We start from the raw sequence: 19910 nt of genomic DNA, 5'->3' as shown, positions 1-19910 counted from the left end.
CTTTGGGGAAGATAGGGCAAGGCCGTCGTCATGGCCGATGCCAAAGGAACTCCCATGTCTCTTCCCGATGAGATCTTCCCGGATCTCCCCTTTCTGACATCTCTTCGCCATAACCTGCACGCTCATCCGGAATTGGGTTTCGAAGAGGAGCGCACCAGCGGCATCGTCGCGACATTGCTGGAGGAAGCGGGTATCACCGTGCATCGCGGCCTCGGCAAGACCGGCGTTGTCGGCACGCTGCAAGTCGGCAACGGCACCCGCCGCATCGGTCTTCGCGCCGACATGGATGCGCTTGCCATGCCGGAAAAGGGCAATAGGCCCTATAAATCCACCATCTCCGGCAAGATGCACGCCTGCGGTCATGATGGCCACACGACGATGCTTTTGGGCGCTGCCCGGCAGCTGGCGGCAACGCGCAGCTTTTCCGGCACCGTGCATTTCATCTTCCAGCCGGCCGAGGAAGGGCGTGGTGGGGCGAAACGCATGGTGGAGGAAGGCCTCTTTGACCTCTTCCCCTGCGATGCCGTCTACGGCCTGCACAATATGCCGGGTCTCGATGTCGACGAGATGGCTGTGGTCGAAGGCCCGCAGCTTGCCTCGTCGGATAGCTGGCGCATCACCTTTCGCGGCACCGGCACCCATGGCGCCAAGCCGCATCTCGGCAAGGATCCAATCACGGCGGCAGCGACTTTCCTCTCCTCCTTGCAGACCATTATCGGCCGCGTCGTCGACCCGCTGCAGCCAGCCGTCGTCAGCGCCTGCTCACTGCAGGCGGGCGACCCCAAGGCGCTGAACGTCATCCCCGACACGGTCGAGATCGGCGGCACGGCACGGGCCTATACGCCCGAAGTCCGCGATCAACTCGAACAGGAGATCGGCCGGCTCGCGCAGGGCACGGCGGCAATGTACGGCATTGCTGTCGACTACCAGTTCGAGCGCCGCATCCCGCCCGTCGTCAACGATCCAGAGGCAACTGTGCGGGCGCTGAAAGCCGCGACTACCGTCTTCGGCGAGAAGGTGCGGACCCGCTTCCCGCCCTCCACCGCCGGTGACGATTTTGCCTTCTTCGGCCAGAATGCTCCCGGCTGCTACGTCTGGCTCGGCAACGGCCCGGCCGTCGATGGGGCGCTGCATCACAACACGGCTTATGATTTCAACGACGATGCGATTGCCTCGGGCGTGGCGTTCTGGACGACGTTGGTGGAGCAGGAGTTGGGGGTGGATTGAGTTCTTGGCTTGCCCCTCATCCGCCCTGTCGGGCACCTTCTCCCCGTTTTGACAGGGAGAAGGGGAAAGACACACCATCTCCATCCTCCTCACCAGCGAAATAGGCGAGGGTGCAGAGGTCGTCCCCTCTCCCCGCGTGCGGGGAGAGGGCTAGGGTGAGGGGCTGCCTCCACCGCTCAATCGACTGCTAAATCTCCCCAAGCACCGCCGTCTCCAACACCCGTCCCGTCACCACATCGGCAATACCACGATCCGTCTGATGTGGGCCGATATTACAGGCGAGTGTCGCCCCGAAGCAGGCCTTGAAGACGAGGTAGGGCGGTTGCCAGTCGACGATTTTTTCCATCGCCTCGCGAAGGGCGCGGAAGGTCAGGGCTGTCTCTTCAAGTGGCGCGTCGCTCACCAGGCCGGAAAGCGGCAGCGGCAGCACGATCTGGACCTTGCCGTCGCAAGCCACCGCGAGGCCGCCGCCGGCCGCGATGACGGCGTTGGCGGCGAGCGTCATGTCCGTGATATTGCCGCCGAAGACCGTCAGATTGTGGCTGTCATGCGAGACGGTGGTGCAGAAGGCGCCGCGCCATTCGCCCCAACCGGTGAGGAAGCCGACGCGCGGCCGTCCATCCGCCTTGCCCCCTTCCGCTCTGCCATGGCGATGGGCGACGGCGAGCATGGTGGTTCCGGCCGGCGGCACGACATATCCGTCCGCCACCTCGGCTTCGATTTCGCCCCATTGCGTGAAGCGCGGTCGGTCGATCGTTGCAAGCCGCACGCGGTCGCCGCCGGCCGGTACACGGAAATCATCTTCGCTGAGCGGCGCGAGTTTGATCGAATTCTGTAATGGCGCTGTATCGAGATGTGCGACCGTGCCGGCGATCCTGCCAGCCTCGGCGACAATCTCGCCATTGGCAATCACCCGTTTCGCCTTGAAAGCCCGGAGATCTTCGAACAGCACGATATCGGCGCGGCGACCGGCGGCGATCAGGCCGAGATCGTTGCGGCCGAGCCGCATGGCTGCATTCAGCGTCGCCGCCCGCAGCGCCCATTCCGGCTTCAGCCCATCGCGCACGAGGCGACGAACGACATCGTCGAGGCCGCCATTGACATGCAGATCGTCGGGGAAGACGTCGTCGGTGCAGAGCGTCACCGTCTGCGGTAGGAAGCCGAGATCATTGACCACGTCGACGAATTGCTTCAGCAGATGGTCATGCGAGCCGCGCAGCTCGATGGTCAGGCCGGCGGAGAGCTTGGCAAGGAAATCGGCGCCCGAGGTAAGCTCATGGTCGGAGGAGACGCCGGCCGCCATGAAGGCGCTGAGGTCGGTACCCTCGAGACCGCGAGCGTGGCCGCAAACGAGCTTGCCGGATTGCAGCCCGGCATTGACGATGGCGCTGGCGCGCGGATCGCCGTCGATGACGCCGCGCATGGTCATGACCTCGGCAACGCCGCCGATCTCGGGCCAGGCGAGCATCTCGGCCATGGCGGAAGCATCAAAATCGGCGCCCGCCAGCTCCAGGCCGGGGGCGGAGGGAACGCAGGAGGGGGCGAGCGGGATGACCCGCAGCGGCAGCAGCCGGGTCGCCTCGACAGCCCAGCGCACGCCGTCAAGGCCATGCACATTGCCGAATTCATGCGGATCCCAGACAATGGTCGTAACCCCGCGCGGCAACACCGCCTCGGCATAAAGGGCCGGCGTCACCATCGAGCTTTCGATATGCATATGCGTGTCGATCAGGCCGGGCGAGAGGAAGCAGCCCGAGGCATCGATTGTCTCGGCTGCATCGGTGCGGCTACCCGGCGCATGCACGCTTGCGATCAGCGGCCCGACAATGCCGATATCGGCGGCGCGGATCTGGCCGGTCACCATATCGACCAGACGGCCGCTCGCGATCAGCAAGTCGAAGGGCGCATCGCCGCGCGCTGCCGCAACCGCGCGGGCGCGCAGCTCGGGTGCGTTGAGGTCGCCGGGCTCGTGGGAATGCTGGATCATCGGCGTGCCTCGTTGATCATGGCGTCGAATATGATGGCGCGAGCCCTGTCGGCATCGATCTCGGCGGCGAAATGGGCGTTGAATTCCGCATGCGACGCACGCGTCTCGACGACCGTGCGCCCGCGCGCGTGCTGCCCCCACAGCTCGACATCGATCCGGGCATGCTGGAGCCTGGCGATATCGGGATCGACGAAGATGGCGGCGGCGGTCGGATCATAGACCGCCATGGCCGGCCGGCCGCGGCTGATGGCGATATTGACGTAGCCGCCGAGGAGATCGGCAAGCAGTTCGGCGTTCTTGCCGGCGGCCTGGCGTACCCGCTCGACATCGTCGGACCGCGCCAGCACCTTTCGGCAGATGTCGAGATCGATCATCCGAAGCGGCAGGCCATGGGCGAGAACGATGGCGAGCGCTTCCGGATCGGCATAGGCGTTGAATTCGGCCGAGGCCGTATGATTGCCCGAGGTCACGCCGCCGCCCATCCAGGTGAGCTCGTCGATGCGGGCGGCAAGGTCGGGGCGGGCGAGCGCCAGCGCGGCGATATTGGTGAGCGGCCCGAGCGCCAGAATGCGCTTTGGCCCCGCGCCGTCCGCCAGCCAGTTGCTAAGTGCGGCGAAGGCATCGCTGGCCAGCAGCTCATCCGCCTGCGGCAGGCTCTTGCCCGTGGTCGGTATGCCACTCGCCCCGAGAATGCTCTGTGCTGTTTCCAGCTTGCAGAGCACCGGCAGTTCACGGCCGGTATGGATGGGGAATGTCCAGCCGAAGGCGGTTGCGGCACTGGAAGCGTTGGCGCACACCTGCTTAAGCGGCGCATTGCCGCTCACCAGCGAAACGCCGTCGATCGTAAGGCTCGAATGCGCCACCACCAGAATGGCGGCGATATCGTCGAACCCCATGTCGGTATCGATCCAGATCCCCATGGCCGTGCCTGTCTGTTGAATTGAAAGTGAGGGGGAGGGACGTCATCGAAGGGACGCGCGACCGGGACCGCGCGTCGCCGTTCGTTGGCTCAAGCGAGCGCGTCGAGGATACGGATCCAGGAGCGGATGCCCTTGTGATAGGATCGCAGCTCGTATTTCTCGTTTGGCGAATGGATGCGGTCGTCCGCGAGGCCGAAGCCGACCATCAGGGATTCCATGCCGAGCATCTTCTGGAAGTCCCCGACGATCGGGATCGAGCCGCCCATGCCGATGACGATAGCCGGCTTTGGCCACTCGTTGGAAAGGGCATTCTTCGCCTTGGTCAGTACCGGCGAATCGTAGGACAGGTGGATGGCCGGCGAAGCGCCATGCTCGTGGAATTCCACCGAGCAGTCGGCTGGCACCTTCGAGCGGACATAGGCACGGAAACTCTCGCGGATCGCTGCCGGGTTCTGCTGCCCGACGAGGCGGAAGGAAACCTTCGCCGAGGCCTTGGCGGCGATCACCGTCTTGAAGCCGGCACCAGTATAGCCACCCCAGATGCCGTTGACCTCGGCCGTCGGCCGCGCCCAGGTCAGCTCCAGTATAGAACGGCCCTTTTCTCCCGAGGGGATCGACAGGCCGACCTCGCCGAGGAAATTCTTCGCCGAGCGGTCGAGCGTTTCCCAGGAAGCTTTGATATTGGCGGGCGTTTCCTCCACGCCGTCGTAGAAGCCGGGAAGCGTGATGCGCCCGGTCTCGTCGTGCAGGCCGGCAAGAATATCGGAGAGGATATGGATCGGATTGGCGGCCGCGCCGCCGTAGAGGCCGGAATGCAGGTCGCGGTCGGCGGCATTGATGGTAACTTCCTCACCGACCAGACCGCGCAGGGCGGCCGCGATTGCCGGGGTGTCGCCGTCCCACATGCCGGTATCGCAAACCAGCGCATAGTCCGCCTTCAGCTCGGCGGCATTGGCTTCGAGGAAGGGCTTCAGCGACGGCGAGCCAGACTCTTCCTCGCCTTCGAACAGGATGGTGACGCGGACCGGCAGCCCACCCTTGATCTCCTTGTAGGCGCGAACGGCTTCGACGAAGGTCATCAACTGGCCCTTGTCGTCCGAAGTGCCGCGCCCGACCAGGATCTTGCGGCCATTGCCCATGTCCTTGATGGCGGGCGCGAAGGGGTCGCTCTCCCAAAGCTCGATCGGATCGACCGGCTGCACGTCGTAATGGCCGTAGAAAAGGACGTGCGGCGCATCGGCGCTGGCGGCATCATGATGGGCAACGACCATCGGATGGCCTGATGTGTCGCGCACGGACGCCGTAAAGCCGAGCTTGGTCAGATAGGCGGTGAGCCATTCCGCTGCCTTGCGGCATTCCGGCTTGAAGGCGGGATCGGTCGAGATGGACTGGATGCGCAGCAACTCGAACAGATTGTCGAGGCTGGATGGAAGGTTCTGATCCGCGCGGTCGAGAACGGACGATACATCGGTCATATCCGACTCCTTACATGGAAATTGCTGGGACGATAGACCAAAGCCCGGCCGGTTTCGAGGCGGAAAACCCGAAAATTTCGTTGCGTGATTACCGCATGTGGAGGATGCGTCTCGGCATAAATAGTCGCCTATTTAATTTACAGTTATTTAGAGCATCGAAAATAAGCTTGATCGATAAAAGCAAATGGAGATGCTGAATGTTCTCTGTCATGGCATGCATTCGCGACGAGCACGACATCAGGTTGATTTTCGTCGCCGCCGCCATTTGCTTGATCGGCAGCCTGGCGACGATGCTGCTGTTTTCGCGGGCGCAGGAATGCCGATCGCAGCAGCGCAGCTATTGGGTGGCGGCCGCCGCCTTTGCCAGCGGGGTCAGCATCTGGGCGACGCACTTCATTGCCATGCTGGCCTATGACGGTGGCCTGCCGATCAGCTACGGCCTCTCGCTCACGATCCTCTCCGTGGTCTTTGCCATCCTTGGTTCCTGGTTCGCCATTGCGGTGGCTTTCGAGTGGGATAACACCATCTCCTTTGCCATCGGCGGCATGCTGATGGCGCTTGGTATCGCCTCCATGCACTTCACCGGCATGCAGGCCATCCAAGCGCCGGCGATCCTTGCCCACGATCCGTCGCGGACATTGGCGGCGATTACAGCCGGCGCTGTCTTGGGAGCACTCTCCTTCGTCGCCTTTTTCCGCATGGGCGGCCATCGGCGGATCGCGCTCGGCACGCTGCTTCTGGTGCTGGCGATCTGCGCCCTGCATTTTACCGCCATGAGCGGCGTTACGCTGACACCGGACCCGACCGTGGAGGCGGCGACCCTTTCGATCGACCGTATCGTGCTTGCCGGCATCATCATGGCGGCATCGACGGGGCTGGTCCTGATTGCGCTTGGCGCCGCCTTCGTCGACCGCCATCTGACCGATTTGCGCGGTTTCGCCAATGCCTCGCTTGAGGGCATGCTGATCGTTCGCGACGGCCGCGTTATCGATGCCAATGAGCGGTTCGTCGCCATTTCCGGCTGGTCGTTGCAGCGGTTGATTGGCAAGTCGCCGGAGGACTTTCTCACGCTGGACGACACCATGCGCCCCGAGGAAGCCACGTCGCTGGAAACCGCGCTCTTCAGCAAGGGTGGCAGGGCCATTCCCGTCGAGGTCGTCATCCGCACCATTACCTATCGCGGGCATGAATGCCGCGTGCTGGTTGTCCGGGATCTGACGGAGCGCCGGCAGGCGCAGCAGATGATCGAGCACCTCGCCCATCACGATACGCTGACGGATCTCCCCAATCGCGCGTTCTTTGACGAGCGCATCCGCCAGGCCCTGCAGATGGCCGAGCACAAGGGGACGGAGGTCGCCGTGTTCTGCCTCGACCTCGACCGATTCAAGGCCATCAACGACGTTTTCGGTCATGCCGAAGGGGATCGGATCCTTTGCAAGGTCGCTGATATTCTTCGCCGCTCGGCCGAGGAGAGCGACACGGTGGCGAGACTCGGTGGCGATGAATTCGCGATCATTCAGCCCGGGCAATCGCAGCCGGAGGGCGCGCGCCGGCTGGCCGAGCGCATCCTGACGGAGTTTGCCGCGGAGATGGACACGGCACGCGATCCGACCGCCGTCGGCGTCAGCCTGGGGATCGCCATCTATCCGCGGGATGGCCGCAGCGCCGAGCAGCTCTATTGCAATGCCGATATTGCCCTTTACCGCGTCAAGCATACCAGCCGCGGCTTTGCCTGCTTCTTCGATGCCGATATGGACGAAACGGTCCGCACCCGCCGCCAGATCGAAAGCGATCTCCGTCAGGCGATCCTGCGCCGGCAGCTCCATGTCGACTACCAGCCCATCCTCGATGCTCAAAATGGTCAGATCAGTGGCTACGAAGCCCTGTTGCGCTGGGATCATCCGGCGCGCGGCGTGATCGAGCCGGATACCTTCATTCCGATCGCCGAGGAGAGCGGATCGATCATCCAGCTTGGCGAGTGGGTGCTGGAGCAGGCCTGCATCGAGGCGGCGCGCTGGCACGACAAGGCCAGTATCGCCGTCAATGTTTCGCCGGTGCAATTCATGGTCCCGACCTTGTACGATCAGGTGGCACAGATTTTGGCAAGCACCGGTCTCGATCCGCATCGGCTGGAGCTCGAGATCACCGAAGCCGCTCTGATGCGCGACCGCGTTGTCGTGCTCTCAACCCTGCAGCGCTTGCATCGGCTGGGGGTCCGCGTGGTGATGGACGATTTCGGTACCGGCTATTCCTCGCTGAGCAACCTGCGCGCCTTTCCCTTCGACAAGATCAAGGTCGATCGCAGCTTCACCGGCGCGCTGGAACATGATCCAGCGGCCCGTTCCATCGTGCGCGCCATCATCGGGCTCGGTCATAGCCTGAACATGCCGGTGGTGACGGAAGGTGTGGAAACGGAGACGCAGCGCCGTATCGTCGTAGAAGAGGGCTGCACCCAGCTTCAGGGTTTCCTGCTGGGCAAGCCCGATATCGAGCCGAGCAGCAGGTTGTCCGCATCCGATAGGACCGTAGCCTAACTAAATATGCTTGGCGTTTTCGAGGATGCGTTTGACATATTCGAGCAGCAGCTCGCGCTCGAAGGTGCGGAAGCCTCTGAAGAGGTCCCTGTCCGCCGCGATCGCCGCCTCGACGGCTTCGGTTTGCATGGCGGTGGCCTTGCCGGTCAGGAAGATCAGCTGGGCGCGCTTGTCGGATGGATGAGGGCGACGCTCCACCAGCCCGTCCCGCTCCATGCGCGACAGCGTATTGGCCATCGTCGCCTGCTCGATGTCGACGCGCTCCAGCAATTGCTTCTGCGTCAGCCCGTCTTCGGTCCATAATTCGAGCAGGATCGGGAACTGACCGGGGGAAAAGCCGAGCCGTGCCGCACGTTGTTGTAACGAGCGGGAAAATCCCTTTGCCATCTGATTGGCAAGGTAGGTCGCGGAGTCCGTCCGGTTAAATCCCATGATTGTAATTATGCCAGTATTCCATGCCAAAACAATCGGCAATTCTGGGGCGGGGCCTCTCGGGAATCGGCGGGGCCGCAACTGTATTTCGAGCCGCTTTCGGCGAGCTGCGCGAGCGGATCAAACAGAAAAGCCGCCATGGCCTGGAGGGGCGCCATGGCGGCTCAGAAAAGGAGGACAAAGGCCCGGAGAGGGGGATAGGCCTTTGTCCAAGTCTGACATGGCGGGGGACAGGCCGGTTGTCAGACCCTCGGCGTAATCAATCGCCGGTGAGTATGAAATGAGGTTCCAAATATGGTTTTTCAAGGGAATATGCAGTTTGGATTGATTAAAACTTGGTAACGTTTCGGTGAGAGATTTGACCTGTTCGCGCATCGCCTGACGGAACTTTATATGGACGTTGGAAGTGCGCCACGCTATCCATGCTTCCATGAAAAAAGGTGATCATCTCTTCCTCGTCGACGGCTCCGGATTCATTTTCCGGGCCTTCCATGCCCTGCCGCCGCTGACGCGCAAGTCCGATGGAGTGCCGGTCGGCGCCGTCTCCGGTTTCTGCAACATGCTGTGGAAGCTTTTGACCTCTGCGCGCGATACGTCGGTCGGCGTGACGCCGACGCATTTCGCCGTCATCTTCGACTATTCGTCAAAGACCTTCCGCAAGGATATCTATGACGCCTACAAGGCAAACCGCTCGGCGCCGCCGGAAGAGCTGATCCCGCAATTCGGGCTCATTCGCCAGGCGACCCGCGCCTTCAACCTGCCCTGCATCGAGACCGATGGCTTCGAGGCCGACGACATCATCGCCACCTATGCCCGCCAGGCAGAGGCGACCGGTGCCGACGTCACCATCATCTCCTCCGACAAGGACCTGATGCAGCTCGTCACCCCCATGGTCCACATGTATGACAGCATGAAGGACAAGCAGATCGGCATTCCCGACGTCATCGAGAAATGGGGCGTGCCGCCGGAAAAGATGATCGATTTGCAGGCCCTGACGGGCGATTCGGTCGACAACGTGCCCGGCATCCCCGGCATCGGCCCGAAGACGGCGGCGCAGCTTCTGGAGACGTTCGGCGATCTCGATACGCTGCTCGCCCGCGCCGGCGAGATCAAGCAGGAAAAGCGTCGCGAAAACATCATCGCCAATGCTGATCTGGCCCGGATTTCCCGGCAGCTGGTGACGCTCAGGACCGATGTGCCGCTGGAGCTTGAACTCGATGCGCTGGTGCTCGAGCCGCAGAACGGCCCGAAGCTGGTCGGCTTCCTGAAGGCGATGGAATTCACATCGCTGACGCGCCGCGTTGCGGACGCTTGTGATTGCGATCCGGCGGCGATCGAACCATCCGACGTCAAGGTCGAGTGGGGTGACACGGCCCATGGCCCGGATCTCGATGTCGGAGACAATACCGAACTCGTGGCCGGCGGCGCTGTCGTGGCTGAGGGCGCTTCCGTTCCGGCACCGGCGGTCAAGCCACGCGTGGGTGTCGAGGGGCTGACCGAACCGGCCGACCTTACCAAGGCCCGTGCGGCAAGCTTCGCCACCGCACCGATCGACCATTCGAAATATGTCACCATCCGCGACGTCGCCACCCTTGACCAGTGGATCGTGGATGCGCGCGAAACCGGCATCGTCGCCTTCGATACCGAGACGACGTCGCTTGATGTCATGCAGGCTGAAATCGTCGGCTTTTCGCTGGCGATCGCGGATAACAAGAACGATCCCACGGGCGCTTCCATCCGCGCCGCCTATGTTCCGCTCAACCACAAGAATGGCGTCGGCGATCTGCTCGGCGGCGGCCTTGCCGACAATCAGATCCCGCTGCGCGATGCGCTGCCGCGGCTGAAGGCGCTGCTCGAGGACACATCCGTCCTCAAGATCGCGCAGAACCTGAAATACGACTATCTGCTGATGAAGCGCTATGGCATCGAGACCAAGGGCTTCGACGACACCATGCTGTTGTCCTACGTGCTCGATGGCGGCGCCAACGCCACGCATGGCATGGACAGCCTGTCGGAGCGCTGGCTTGGCCACAAGCCGATCGCCTACAAGGACGTCGCCGGCAGCGGCAAGTCCAATATCACCTTCGATCTCGTCGATATCGACCGCGCCACGGCCTATGCCGCCGAGGACGCCGACGTGACGCTGCGCCTCTGGCTGGTGCTGAAGCCGCGCCTCGCGGCTGAAAAACTCTCAACCGTCTATGAGCGCCTGGAGCGGCCGCTGGTGCCGGTTCTCGCCCATATGGAGGAGCGCGGCACTACCATCGACCGGCAGATCCTCTCGCGCCTTTCCGGCGAGCTGGCGCAGGGCGCGGCGCGGCTGGAGGACGAGATCTATACGCTGGCCGGCGAGCGCTTCAACATCGGCTCGCCGAAGCAGCTTGGCGATATCCTCTTCGGCAAGATGAGCCTTTCTGGCGGCAGCAAGACCAAGACCGGGCAATGGTCCACTTCGGCGCAGGTGCTGGAAGACCTGGCGGCCGCCGGCTTCGAACTGCCGCGCAAGATCGTCGACTGGCGCCAGCTTACCAAGCTGAAATCCACCTATACCGACGCGCTGCCGGGCTATGTCCACCCTCAGACCAAGCGCGTCCACACCTCCTATTCGCTGGCCTCGACCACGACCGGACGCCTGTCCTCCTCCGAGCCGAACCTGCAGAACATTCCGGTCCGCACCGCCGAAGGCCGCAAGATCCGCACGGCCTTCATCTCGACGCCCGGCCACAAGCTGATCTCGGCCGACTACAGCCAGATCGAGCTGCGCGTGCTGGCGCATGTCGCCAATATTCCGCAGCTCGAGCAGGCTTTTGCCGATGGCGTCGACATTCATGCCATGACGGCGTCGGAAATGTTCGGCGTGCCGATCGAGGGCATGCCGAGCGAGGTGCGCCGCCGCGCCAAGGCGATCAACTTCGGCATCATCTACGGCATTTCCGCCTTCGGCCTTGCCAACCAGCTCTCGATCGAGCGCTCGGAAGCCGGCGATTACATCAAGAAGTATTTCGAGCGCTTCCCCGGCATCCGCGACTACATGGAAAGCACCAAGGCGACGGCGCGCGACAAGGGCTATGTCGAGACCATCTTCGGCCGGCGCGTGCATTTCCCGGAAATTAAGTCGTCCAATCCTTCCGTGCGCGCCTTCAACGAACGCGCCTCGATCAATGCCCCGATCCAGGGCTCGGCCGCCGACGTCATCCGCCGCGCCATGATCAAGATGGAGCCGGCGTTGTCGGATGCAGGCCTCGGCGATCGCGTCCGCATGCTGCTGCAGGTGCACGACGAACTGATCTTCGAAGTCGAGGATGCCGATGTCGAGCGTTCGACACCGGTCATCGTCTCGGTCATGGAAAATGCCGCCATGCCGGCGGTGAACATGTCCGTGCCGCTGAAGGTCGATGCCCGCGCGGCGAACAATTGGGATGAGGCGCACTGAGGTTACCTACCGAGGTAACGAGGAGATCAGTCTTCATGGTGAGGTGACCCCCTCATCCGACCCTTCGGGCCACCTTCTCCCCGAGGGGAGAAGGGGAAACGGAGCGTCCGGCAAATCCCTACCTTCTCTCCATCGGAGAGAAGGACGCGCGGAGCGCAGGTTGAGGGGGCGATGCACCGCGAGTTTGCTTCTGCAGGTGCGGCACAAACCGACTTTATCTTGCGATCAGCGCTTCCAGCTCAGCGACGATCACACGGCCTGCCTCTTCCAGCGTGCCGCTATTGTCGATGTCGGCGACATCGTAACTGCCTTGAACGGTGAGCGAACCGCGCTCCAGTCGTTTCAGCACGTCCTCGCGGCTTTCGCGGCCGCGCGCTATCAGCCGTTCGGCCAGCACCTCCCGCCGTGCCGTGACATTGATGACCTTCAGCTTCGGAAATGCCGCCTGGAAACGATGGAGCACCGAGCGCGAGCCGTTGGCGACGACGAGATGGCCGTTGGCAAGTTCATCCTCGACATCGCTAGGAATGCCGTATTTCAGGCCATGCGCCTCCCAGGAGACCGCGAAGGCGCCGTCCTGTTCCATGGCGTCGAAATCGGCATCGGAGACGCTTCTGTGGTCTTCGCTACCAGCATCGCCGTCGCGGGTGATGACGCGACGGACGAAATGAATGTCGGATCGGCCGGCGAAATGCCGGGCGGCGAGATTCATCAGCGTATCCTTGCCGGCGCCACTCGGGCCAACGACCACGACCATGATCCCGGCCGTGTTTGCCGAGAGGTCCTTAGTCGGCTCTGTCTTGGCCTCGAGCGTCATGCCACACGCCGTCCTTCCCGCCAGACCGAGCGCGTCACCGGCACGCCATGATCGCGGCGGACGCGCACGAGATCGGCGCGCAGGCCCTCGGCGATGCGGCCGCGATCATTGAGGCTGACGGTCTTGGCCGGGGTCGCGGTGACCATGGCGATGGCCTGCGACAGCGATATGCCCTCGACCTCGTCGGCGAGGATGAACGGCGCATGCAGCAGGCTGAGCGGCACGTAATCTGAAGAGAGCACGTCGAGCACGCCGAGTTCGGCGAGATCGCGGGCGGCGATGTTGCCCGAGTGCGACTTGCCGCGCACGATGTTCGGCGCGCCCATCAGCACGCTCATGCCGGCCCCATGCGATGCCTTGGCGGCATCGACGCTGGTCGGGAATTCCGCCAGCCGCACGCCGTAATTGATCGCCTCGTCGACATGGGCAAGCGTCGCGTCGTCATGGCTGGCGATGGTGATGCCGCGCTCATTGCAGACCTTCGAAATGGCATCGCGGTGCGGTTTGGCGTACTTGGCCGATTCTCCCTGGCGCTTGGCGACAAAAACGGCAAAGGCCTCGTCGCTCAGGCCGCGCTTCTTCTGATAGTAGAAGATGTACTGGTCCATGGTCTGGAACTGGCGCTGGCCCGGCGCGTGGTCCATCAGCGAGACCAGGCGGACATAGGGGTCCTTCTCGAAATCCTGAAAGTGATCGAGAACGTTGTCGGAAGAGACCTCGCAGCGCAGGTGGATCAGGTGGTCGGCGCGCAGGCGGTCCTCGTTTTGCGCCGCCTGGATGGCGTCAGCCATGTCGCGCATCTCGCCCTTTTCGAAACCGCCATCTTCATCGGAGCCCATGCGCAGGCAGTCGAAGACGGTGGTGATGCCGGAGGTAACGATCTGGGCGTCATGCGCCTGGATGGCGGCCGTCTTGTTCCAGCGCACGCCGGGGCGCGGCGAATAATGGGCTTCCAGATGGTCCGTATGCAGCTCGACCAGACCGGGGATCAGATAATCGCCCTCGAAATCCTCGCCGATACCGGACCTGCCTTCGGAAATATCGGTGATCCGCCCGTCGCGGATCAGCACGGAGCCCTCGAGGATCATGTCTTCGAGGACGATGCGGGCGTTGGAGAGGACGGTTTCCTTGGTCATGTCAGGTCTTTCATTTTTGGGCGCCGGCAAGCGGCAGCCAGGAACGGACGGTAAAGGGTGCGCCGCGCTCTTCTTCGACGAAGACGGCGAGGCCGGAAATATCGAGCGGCTTGCCGGTATGGTCGGCGAAACGATCGCGCAGCAGGTCATGGATGCCGGCCTGTTGCTCGGCCGAGACCTTACCGGTCAGTGTCATATGGAAGCGGAACTCGTCGTTCACGTAAGGATAGCCCCAGCGCAGCAGATTTGCACGCTCCGCCTCGCTCAATCCCTCCGGCTTGCGCCGCGCGATATCGGCGTCGGAAAGGGCGGCGCGGAACGGCTCGAAGGTCTTGACGACTTGAGCAGCGAAATCCTGAAGCGGCTGATAGACCTCGGCTGGAACGAGCGCGAAGAACTGGCCGAGCTGGCCAAGCACGAGCTCGGGTATGGCGAAGGCTGGCGTGCGCGCGGCAAAATCGGCGGCCACGTCGAGAAGGTCGCGTTCGGTGACCGAATTTGCCAGCTCGAAGGGCGCCTTCAGCGTGGCGTGAAAGCCGTAGCGGCGCGGGTCGGCGGTAACCTCGGCATGGTTCTCGGGTACGGCGCCGATCGCTTTGTCGGAAAAGATTTCGTTCGAAAAGGCATCGCGGCCAAGCCAGCGGGCGGCAAGCGCCGTCAAGGGATCGGCTTTCGGCGGCGTAAAATAGAGAGCGTAGCGCAAGGCTATATTCCTTGGAAAAATCGGCTGCGCGAGACACTGTTGGGTGATTTGCGCCAAACCGCAAGAGAGGCAAGACGGTATCGAATCGAATCCGGCTAAACCCGGCACGCCCAATCTTATCCTGCCCGGGCTTCCGCTAAAGGATTCCCGTGACAAAATGATGATGCGATACGGTTTTTTGTTGTCTTTTTTATCTGTTTTGCGTGCCCATCAGGCGTGTCCGCAGCGCGCTGGAGGCAGCGTCGAACAGGAAGACGACGATCAGGATCAGCAGCACCATATAGGCGACGTTTTCCCAGTTGGCATTGGTGCGCATGGCTTCCCACAGCTTCAGGCCGATGCCGCCGGCGCCGACCGCGCCGATGATGGTGGCGCCGCGCACGTTGGATTCCCATTGATAGAGTGTCTGGCTGACGATGACGGGAACGATCTGCGGCATGATGCCGTAGCGATGTACGAGGATGGTCGACGAACCGGTGGACTTCACGCCCTCGCGCGGCTTGTTGTCGATATTCTCGAGACCCTCGGAGTAGAGCTTGCCGAGCGTGCCGGTCTCGGTGAGGAAAATCGCGCCGCTGCCGGCGAGCGGTCCGGGGCCGAAGGCGCGGGTCAGGAACAGCGCCCAGATCAGCATGTCGACCGAGCGCAGGAAGTCGAAGAAGCGCTTCAGCACCTGATTGAGCAGCCGGTTCGGCGTGATATTGCGCGCCGCCAGGAAGGCCAGCGGAAAGGCGGCGACAGAACCGAGCAGCGTGCCGAGGAAGGCCATGACGATGGTCTGGAACAGCTTGGACCAGACATCGCCATGCTGCCAGGCGGCATTGTTCCAGACATTGTCGAAGGCCAATGAAAGGTTGGATTCAGCGGGATCGAGCCGCGGTCCGGAGACGATCAAATTGATGACTTCGCCCGCCGGCTTGTCGAAGAAGGGCGAATGCGTGTCGAAGACGAAATTCGCCCAGCCGATGAAGCGCTTGCGGATCTTCACGCGGTCGGTGGAGATGCTGACATTGCCGGCAAAACCCATATCCACGAGGATATTGTCGTCATAGACCGTCATCCAGGCGGGGACCGGCTCCGAGCCGATCAACTTCGGCACGTCGCCGGTGATGTCGATCGGGATGGTGACGCCATGGGCGGTGAGGATCGCCTGTGTCTTGGTGATCGTGACGGTACGGCTCGTGCCGCTGACCGAGACTGTCAGGCTGCCGTCGGGGTTGTTTGTCACCCAGTCCGGGTGCGGATTATCGCCCAGCGGCGAAAAGCGCGGATATTTGATGCTGATCGTGTCGCCGGAAATGCGGAATTCCGGCTGCACGTCATAACTGACCCATTCGCTCAGATAGATGCCGACGCGCTCCCAATGGGCCTCAGTAATGACTTTCGGCAGATCGAAGAACCAGACGGCGTAGAAGCCATAGAGGATCACACCGATGAAGACCATCAGGGCGCCGAAGCGCTGGCGGAAGGATCGATGCAGGATCTCCGGGTAGCGTGCTTCGATATCCTGCATGCGGCTGGCGTCGATAACGGACATGGGCGACCTCAATGCTGCAGAAGGAAGGCATGCTCGCCGACGAGACGGCGACGGAGCCATGCGGAAAACTGATCGACGGCGATGATGGTGATGAAGAGCAGCAGCACCAGTGCCACCGTCTTGGCGCCGAAGCCGCGCGAGATCGACAGCTTCAGCTCCTCGCCGATGCCGCCGCCGCCGACGGCGCCGATGATGGTCGAGGCGCGGACGTTGATTTCCAGGCGCAGCAGCGCATAGGACATGAAATTCGGCATTACCTGCGGCAGGGCGCCGAAGCGGACGCGCTCCGTCCAGCTGGCGCCGACCGCTTTCATGCCCTCGTCCGGCTTCATGTCGATGTTTTCGACGACTTCGTAGAAGAGCTTGCCGAGCGCGCCGATCGTGTGCAGGCCGACCGCGATGATGGCGGCGATCGGGCCGATCGACAGGATCGCCGAAAACAGCCCGGCGATGACGATCTCGGGGAAGGCGCGCAGGAATTCCATGACGCGCTTCGTCACCAGGCGCACCGGATTGGACGGCGACATGTTGCGGGCGGCAAAGAAGCTGAGCGGCAGGGCGACGACGAAGCCGATGATGGTGGAGACCAGCGCCACGTTGATCGTGATGATCATCAGCTCGAAATATTCGGGAATGTAGAAATCGCCCCAGACATAGACGCGGCCGAGCGGGAAATTGAACTCCTCGCCGCCGACGCCGTTTGCGCCGTTCGGGCTCGCAAGATCGAAGAGCGCGCGATAGACGTCGGCCCAATCCTTGGGGATCAGCCAGCTCAGGAAGTCAAAGAGATGCGGCAGGCGGTCGAAGAAGTGGCCGGCATTGCTCTCGTCGGCGAAGCGGACGGAGCTGACGAAGGCGATGATCAGGATCGCGAGGCCGAGCCCGGTATAGAGACGGCGTCGGGCCACCATGCGGCTCCAGGCGTCGCCGATCTCCTTGGCGCTATGAGGGGCGCTCTGCATCTGTGGCTGGGCATCGGCAATCGTCATGAAAAATACCGCCTTGAAAAATAGCAAAGAGGCGGCCGTTGCCGGCCGCCTCGCTGTCAGGACGAAGATCAGCCGCCGATGGCAGCTTTGCGAACTTCGATAACGGCGTTGTAGAAGTCCGGCTTGACCTTGACGTAGCCCTTGAAGTCGCCGCCTTCGATGGCGTTGAAGCACTTGGCGTCGGCGGTCGGGAGCTTCAGGAAGAAGTCGGTCAGCTTGGTCTGCCATTCGGCGCCGAGCGCGTTGCGAACGACGAGCGGGCCGTTCGGGATCAGCGGCGAACGCCAGACTTCGACGAGCTTGTTCGGGTCGACGGCGCCCTTGTCGACTTCCTTGCGGAAGGTGCCGGAGGTGTAGCCGTCTTTGAAGTCGCCGAGGCCCGAGGAATCGTCCACGGCAACGTCGACCTTGCCGTCATAGGCGGCGAGCAGGTTGTTTTCGTGACCGCCATTGAACTGGGTCGAGGCGAAGAACTTGTCGTTCGGCATGCCGGTGTCCTTCGGGATCTGCGTCAGCGGAACAAGATAGCCCGAGGTGGAGTCCGGATCGGCATAGCCGAGCTTCTTGCCCTTGGCATCCTTGATGGTCTTGATGCCGGAGGACTTCAGAGCGAGACCGATCGAGTAATAGCCGGTCGAGCCGTCTGCCTGTTGCGTGGTCAGGATCGGGGTGACGGCCTTCGGGTCCTTGATGGCGACGGCTGCATAGCCGGAAGCACCGAGTTCGGCGAAGTCGAGCGTGCCGCCGAGCAGGCCCTGGATAACGCCGTCATAGTCGGCGGCCGGGAACAGCGATACCTTCTCGAAGCCGAATTCCTTCTTCAGGTGGTCGGAGAGGCAGGCATAGTTGCGCAGGCGGTCGGCTTCGTTTTCGCCACCGAGAATACCGACGCGGAATTCCTTGAGGTTCTGAGCGGCAGCGCCGCCAGCAAGCGCGAGAAGCGCCGTGGCTGCAAGAAGGGTCTTCTTCAACATGGGTTCGTCTCCTGGTTAACCGGTGTGTCCCCGGATGTCTTCGGTCTGAAAGAAATGCGCCCTTGACGCGGGCTTTCGATCGCGGCCGGCTCCCCCTCAGGGACCGGCCAGTGCCAGCGGTTGCGGGCCGGCGGATGCATGTGCCGCGGCTTGCGCGGCCGGATCGGGAATGTTGATGGCGGTCGACGTCATCGTCTCGTCGACACCGGCGCCGTCCCTGTCGGTGCCGTAGATTTCCTTGACGGCGGCGGCCGTCAGGTCAGAGGGCTTGCCGTCGAAGACGACGCGGCCGGCGGCCATGCCGACGATGCGTTCGCAATAGTTGCGGGCCGTATCCAGTGTGTGCAGGTTGGTGATGACGGTGATGCCTTCGCGCTCGTTGATATCGCGCAGCGCATCCATGACGATTTTGGCGTTGAGGGGGTCGAGCGAGGCGATCGGCTCGTCGGCGAGCATCATCTTCGGCTGCTGCATCAGGGCGCGGCAGATGGCGACGCGCTGCTGCTGGCCGCCCGACAGCGTGCCGGCCATCTGCAATGCGGTCTGCTCGATGCCGAGGCGTTCCAGCGCCGCGATCGCCTCGATACGCTCCTCGCGGGTGAAGACGGACAGGAGACTCATCACGGTCGAGCGCTGGTTGAGGCGGCCAAGCATGACGTTGGTGAGCACGTCGAGGCGCGGGACCAGGTTGAACTGCTGAAAGATCATGGCGCAATCGCGCTGCCAGCTGCGCAGCGCCCGGCCGCTCAGCTTGGACACTTCGGTGCCGGCGAAATGGATCGAACCGGAGGTCGGATCGGCGAGGCGGTTGATCATGCGCAGCAGCGTGGACTTGCCGGCGCCCGAGCGGCCGATGACGCCGACCATCTGTCCTTGCGGAATGTCCAGCGTCACGGAATCGACAGCAAGCTTGTTTCCGAACCGGCGCGAGACATTCTTGAGCTCGAACATGAAGCTTTCCCTTTCGCCGCTGCTTTGGATCGCAGCAAGCATTGACGTCGCGCGACTAACTATGAACAGGCGCAGGTGCCTTGCCTCGAAACCGAATTTCGAGCGGCTGTGCGCCAAGTATAGGCAACGCATTAGTCCCGCTTCATGAAGCTCCAATGTCAGATTTGTGTAAGTGTTGTTACAATCCCCCGCTATTGGTGCAGTGGGATGATTCAGTCGGGCCGCATTAGTTGCTGTCGGCGTCAAATAAACCCGTCGGCAGACCGTCCATACTGCGGACGTTCTTTTCCCGCCGGTATTCCTCGATACCATCAGGCCCCTTGGCCTTGGCCCACTGATCGAGGCTCGGCCTTTCGCCTTCATAGGAAAAGAGCGGCACGCCGAAGCCGCAGGAGGTCTGGACGAGGTCGATATCCAGCCAGACGATCTGGCGCGCGCCGAGCGGTTCTTCGCCGGCATAGTGTGTATGCAGCAGCTCCCGATATTCAGCCGATGTCCTGTGAATGATCCGGCCGCGCCCATAGAGGCGCAAAATCATCGGCGGCCCCGCGACGGCGCAGAACATGATGGTCAGCCGCCCGTCGGCCTTCATATGCGCCGAGGTCTCGTTGCCGCTGCCGGTGCGGTCGAGATAGATGGCGGTATTGGGTGAGATGATGCGCAGGCACAGCGTCTCGCGGGGCGAAACGTTAACGCGGGATTCCGCGGTCGCCGACGCCGTGAAGAAGATATGCTGCCGGGCAATGAAGTCGCGCAGCCGGTCATCGATGCTTTCGAACTGCTTTGCCATGACGG

General features: G+C 62.7%; 16 protein-coding genes. 3 read left to right on the top strand and 13 right to left on the bottom strand.

From position 1 onward, the window contains the following. Positions 1-54: 54 nt before the first annotated feature. Complete coding sequence (locus AC1RO0_RS25355) at positions 55-1227, top strand: M20 aminoacylase family protein (RefSeq protein WP_498595341.1); 1173 nt, start codon at positions 55-57, stop codon at positions 1225-1227. 187 nt (positions 1228-1414) lie between these two features. On the opposite strand, the gene AC1RO0_RS25350 is transcribed toward AC1RO0_RS25355, so the two are convergent. The 3 genes from AC1RO0_RS25350 to AC1RO0_RS25340 form a co-directional block, all read right to left on the bottom strand. Beyond that, positions 1415-3214, bottom strand: a complete 1800-nt coding sequence (locus AC1RO0_RS25350) for an adenine deaminase (protein ID WP_498595340.1) — start codon at positions 3212-3214, stop codon at positions 1415-1417. Then, entirely contained in the window at positions 3211-4134 is a 924-nt protein-coding gene (locus tag AC1RO0_RS25345) for a nucleoside hydrolase (protein ID WP_498595339.1), read from the bottom strand. The genes AC1RO0_RS25350 and AC1RO0_RS25345 overlap by 4 nt, the downstream gene beginning before the upstream one ends. An 89-nt stretch (positions 4135-4223) precedes the next feature. Beyond that, complete coding sequence (locus AC1RO0_RS25340) at positions 4224-5609, bottom strand: M20/M25/M40 family metallo-hydrolase (RefSeq protein WP_498595338.1); 1386 nt, start codon at positions 5607-5609, stop codon at positions 4224-4226. Positions 5610-5806: 197 nt separating this feature from the next. On the opposite strand from AC1RO0_RS25340, the gene AC1RO0_RS25335 reads away from it, so the two are divergent. Continuing rightward, entirely contained in the window at positions 5807-8143 is a 2337-nt protein-coding gene (locus AC1RO0_RS25335) for a bifunctional diguanylate cyclase/phosphodiesterase (RefSeq protein WP_498595337.1), read from the top strand. On the opposite strand, the gene AC1RO0_RS25330 is transcribed toward AC1RO0_RS25335, so the two are convergent. Continuing rightward, complete coding sequence (locus AC1RO0_RS25330; RefSeq protein ID WP_007703039.1) at positions 8144-8575, bottom strand: MarR family winged helix-turn-helix transcriptional regulator; 432 nt, start codon at positions 8573-8575, stop codon at positions 8144-8146. Between the two features lie 120 nt (positions 8576-8695). Further along, positions 8696-9007, bottom strand: coding sequence for a hypothetical protein (locus tag AC1RO0_RS25325; protein WP_498595336.1), 312 nt, complete (start codon positions 9005-9007; stop codon positions 8696-8698). Here AC1RO0_RS25325 and polA point away from each other — a divergent pair. Next, positions 9006-12008, top strand: a complete 3003-nt coding sequence (gene polA, locus AC1RO0_RS25320; RefSeq protein WP_498595335.1) for a DNA polymerase I — start codon at positions 9006-9008, stop codon at positions 12006-12008. The two genes, AC1RO0_RS25325 and polA, sit on opposite strands and share 2 nt — an antisense overlap. 214 nt (positions 12009-12222) lie before the next feature. Here the strand turns inward: polA and phnN are convergent, their stop codons facing one another. The 8 genes from phnN to AC1RO0_RS25280 form a co-directional block, all read right to left on the bottom strand. Beyond that, a complete protein-coding gene (gene phnN, locus AC1RO0_RS25315) occupies positions 12223-12825 on the bottom strand; it encodes a phosphonate metabolism protein/1,5-bisphosphokinase (PRPP-forming) PhnN (protein WP_498595334.1) in 603 nt (200 codons plus the stop codon). Then, positions 12822-13961 (bottom strand): alpha-D-ribose 1-methylphosphonate 5-triphosphate diphosphatase, encoded by a 1140-nt coding sequence (locus tag AC1RO0_RS25310; RefSeq protein WP_498595333.1) that lies wholly within the window; start codon positions 13959-13961, stop codon positions 12822-12824. Before AC1RO0_RS25310 ends, phnN begins: the two co-directional genes overlap by 4 nt. 10 nt (positions 13962-13971) lie before the next feature. Further along, entirely contained in the window at positions 13972-14664 is a 693-nt protein-coding gene (locus AC1RO0_RS25305; protein ID WP_498595332.1) for a DUF1045 domain-containing protein, read from the bottom strand. A 190-nt stretch (positions 14665-14854) separates the two neighbouring features. Beyond that, the gene (gene phnE, locus AC1RO0_RS25300) at positions 14855-16201 is read right to left on the bottom strand and encodes a phosphonate ABC transporter, permease protein PhnE (RefSeq protein WP_498595331.1); all 1347 of its coding nucleotides are present in this window, start codon (positions 16199-16201) and stop codon (positions 14855-14857) included. A gap of 8 nt (positions 16202-16209) precedes the next feature. Next, entirely contained in the window at positions 16210-17190 is a 981-nt protein-coding gene (gene phnE, locus AC1RO0_RS25295; RefSeq protein ID WP_498595330.1) for a phosphonate ABC transporter, permease protein PhnE, read from the bottom strand. Between the two features lie 68 nt (positions 17191-17258). After that, positions 17259-18164, bottom strand: coding sequence for a phosphonate ABC transporter substrate-binding protein (gene phnD / locus AC1RO0_RS25290; protein WP_498595329.1), 906 nt, complete (start codon positions 18162-18164; stop codon positions 17259-17261). A gap of 96 nt (positions 18165-18260) precedes the next feature. Then, positions 18261-19115: a phosphonate ABC transporter ATP-binding protein gene (gene phnC / locus AC1RO0_RS25285; RefSeq protein WP_498595328.1), complete on the bottom strand. Its 855-nt coding sequence runs from the start codon at positions 19113-19115 to the stop codon at positions 18261-18263. Positions 19116-19341: 226 nt separating this feature from the next. Beyond that, complete coding sequence (locus tag AC1RO0_RS25280) at positions 19342-19905, bottom strand: pyridoxamine 5'-phosphate oxidase family protein (protein WP_498595327.1); 564 nt, start codon at positions 19903-19905, stop codon at positions 19342-19344. Positions 19906-19910 lie beyond the last annotated feature (5 nt).

This window comes from Rhizobium sp. GW821-FHT14E12, from assembly GCF_058803745.1.
The sequence above is the reverse complement of the archived record's forward strand: the minus strand, read 5'-3'. Positions and strand labels throughout refer to the sequence as shown.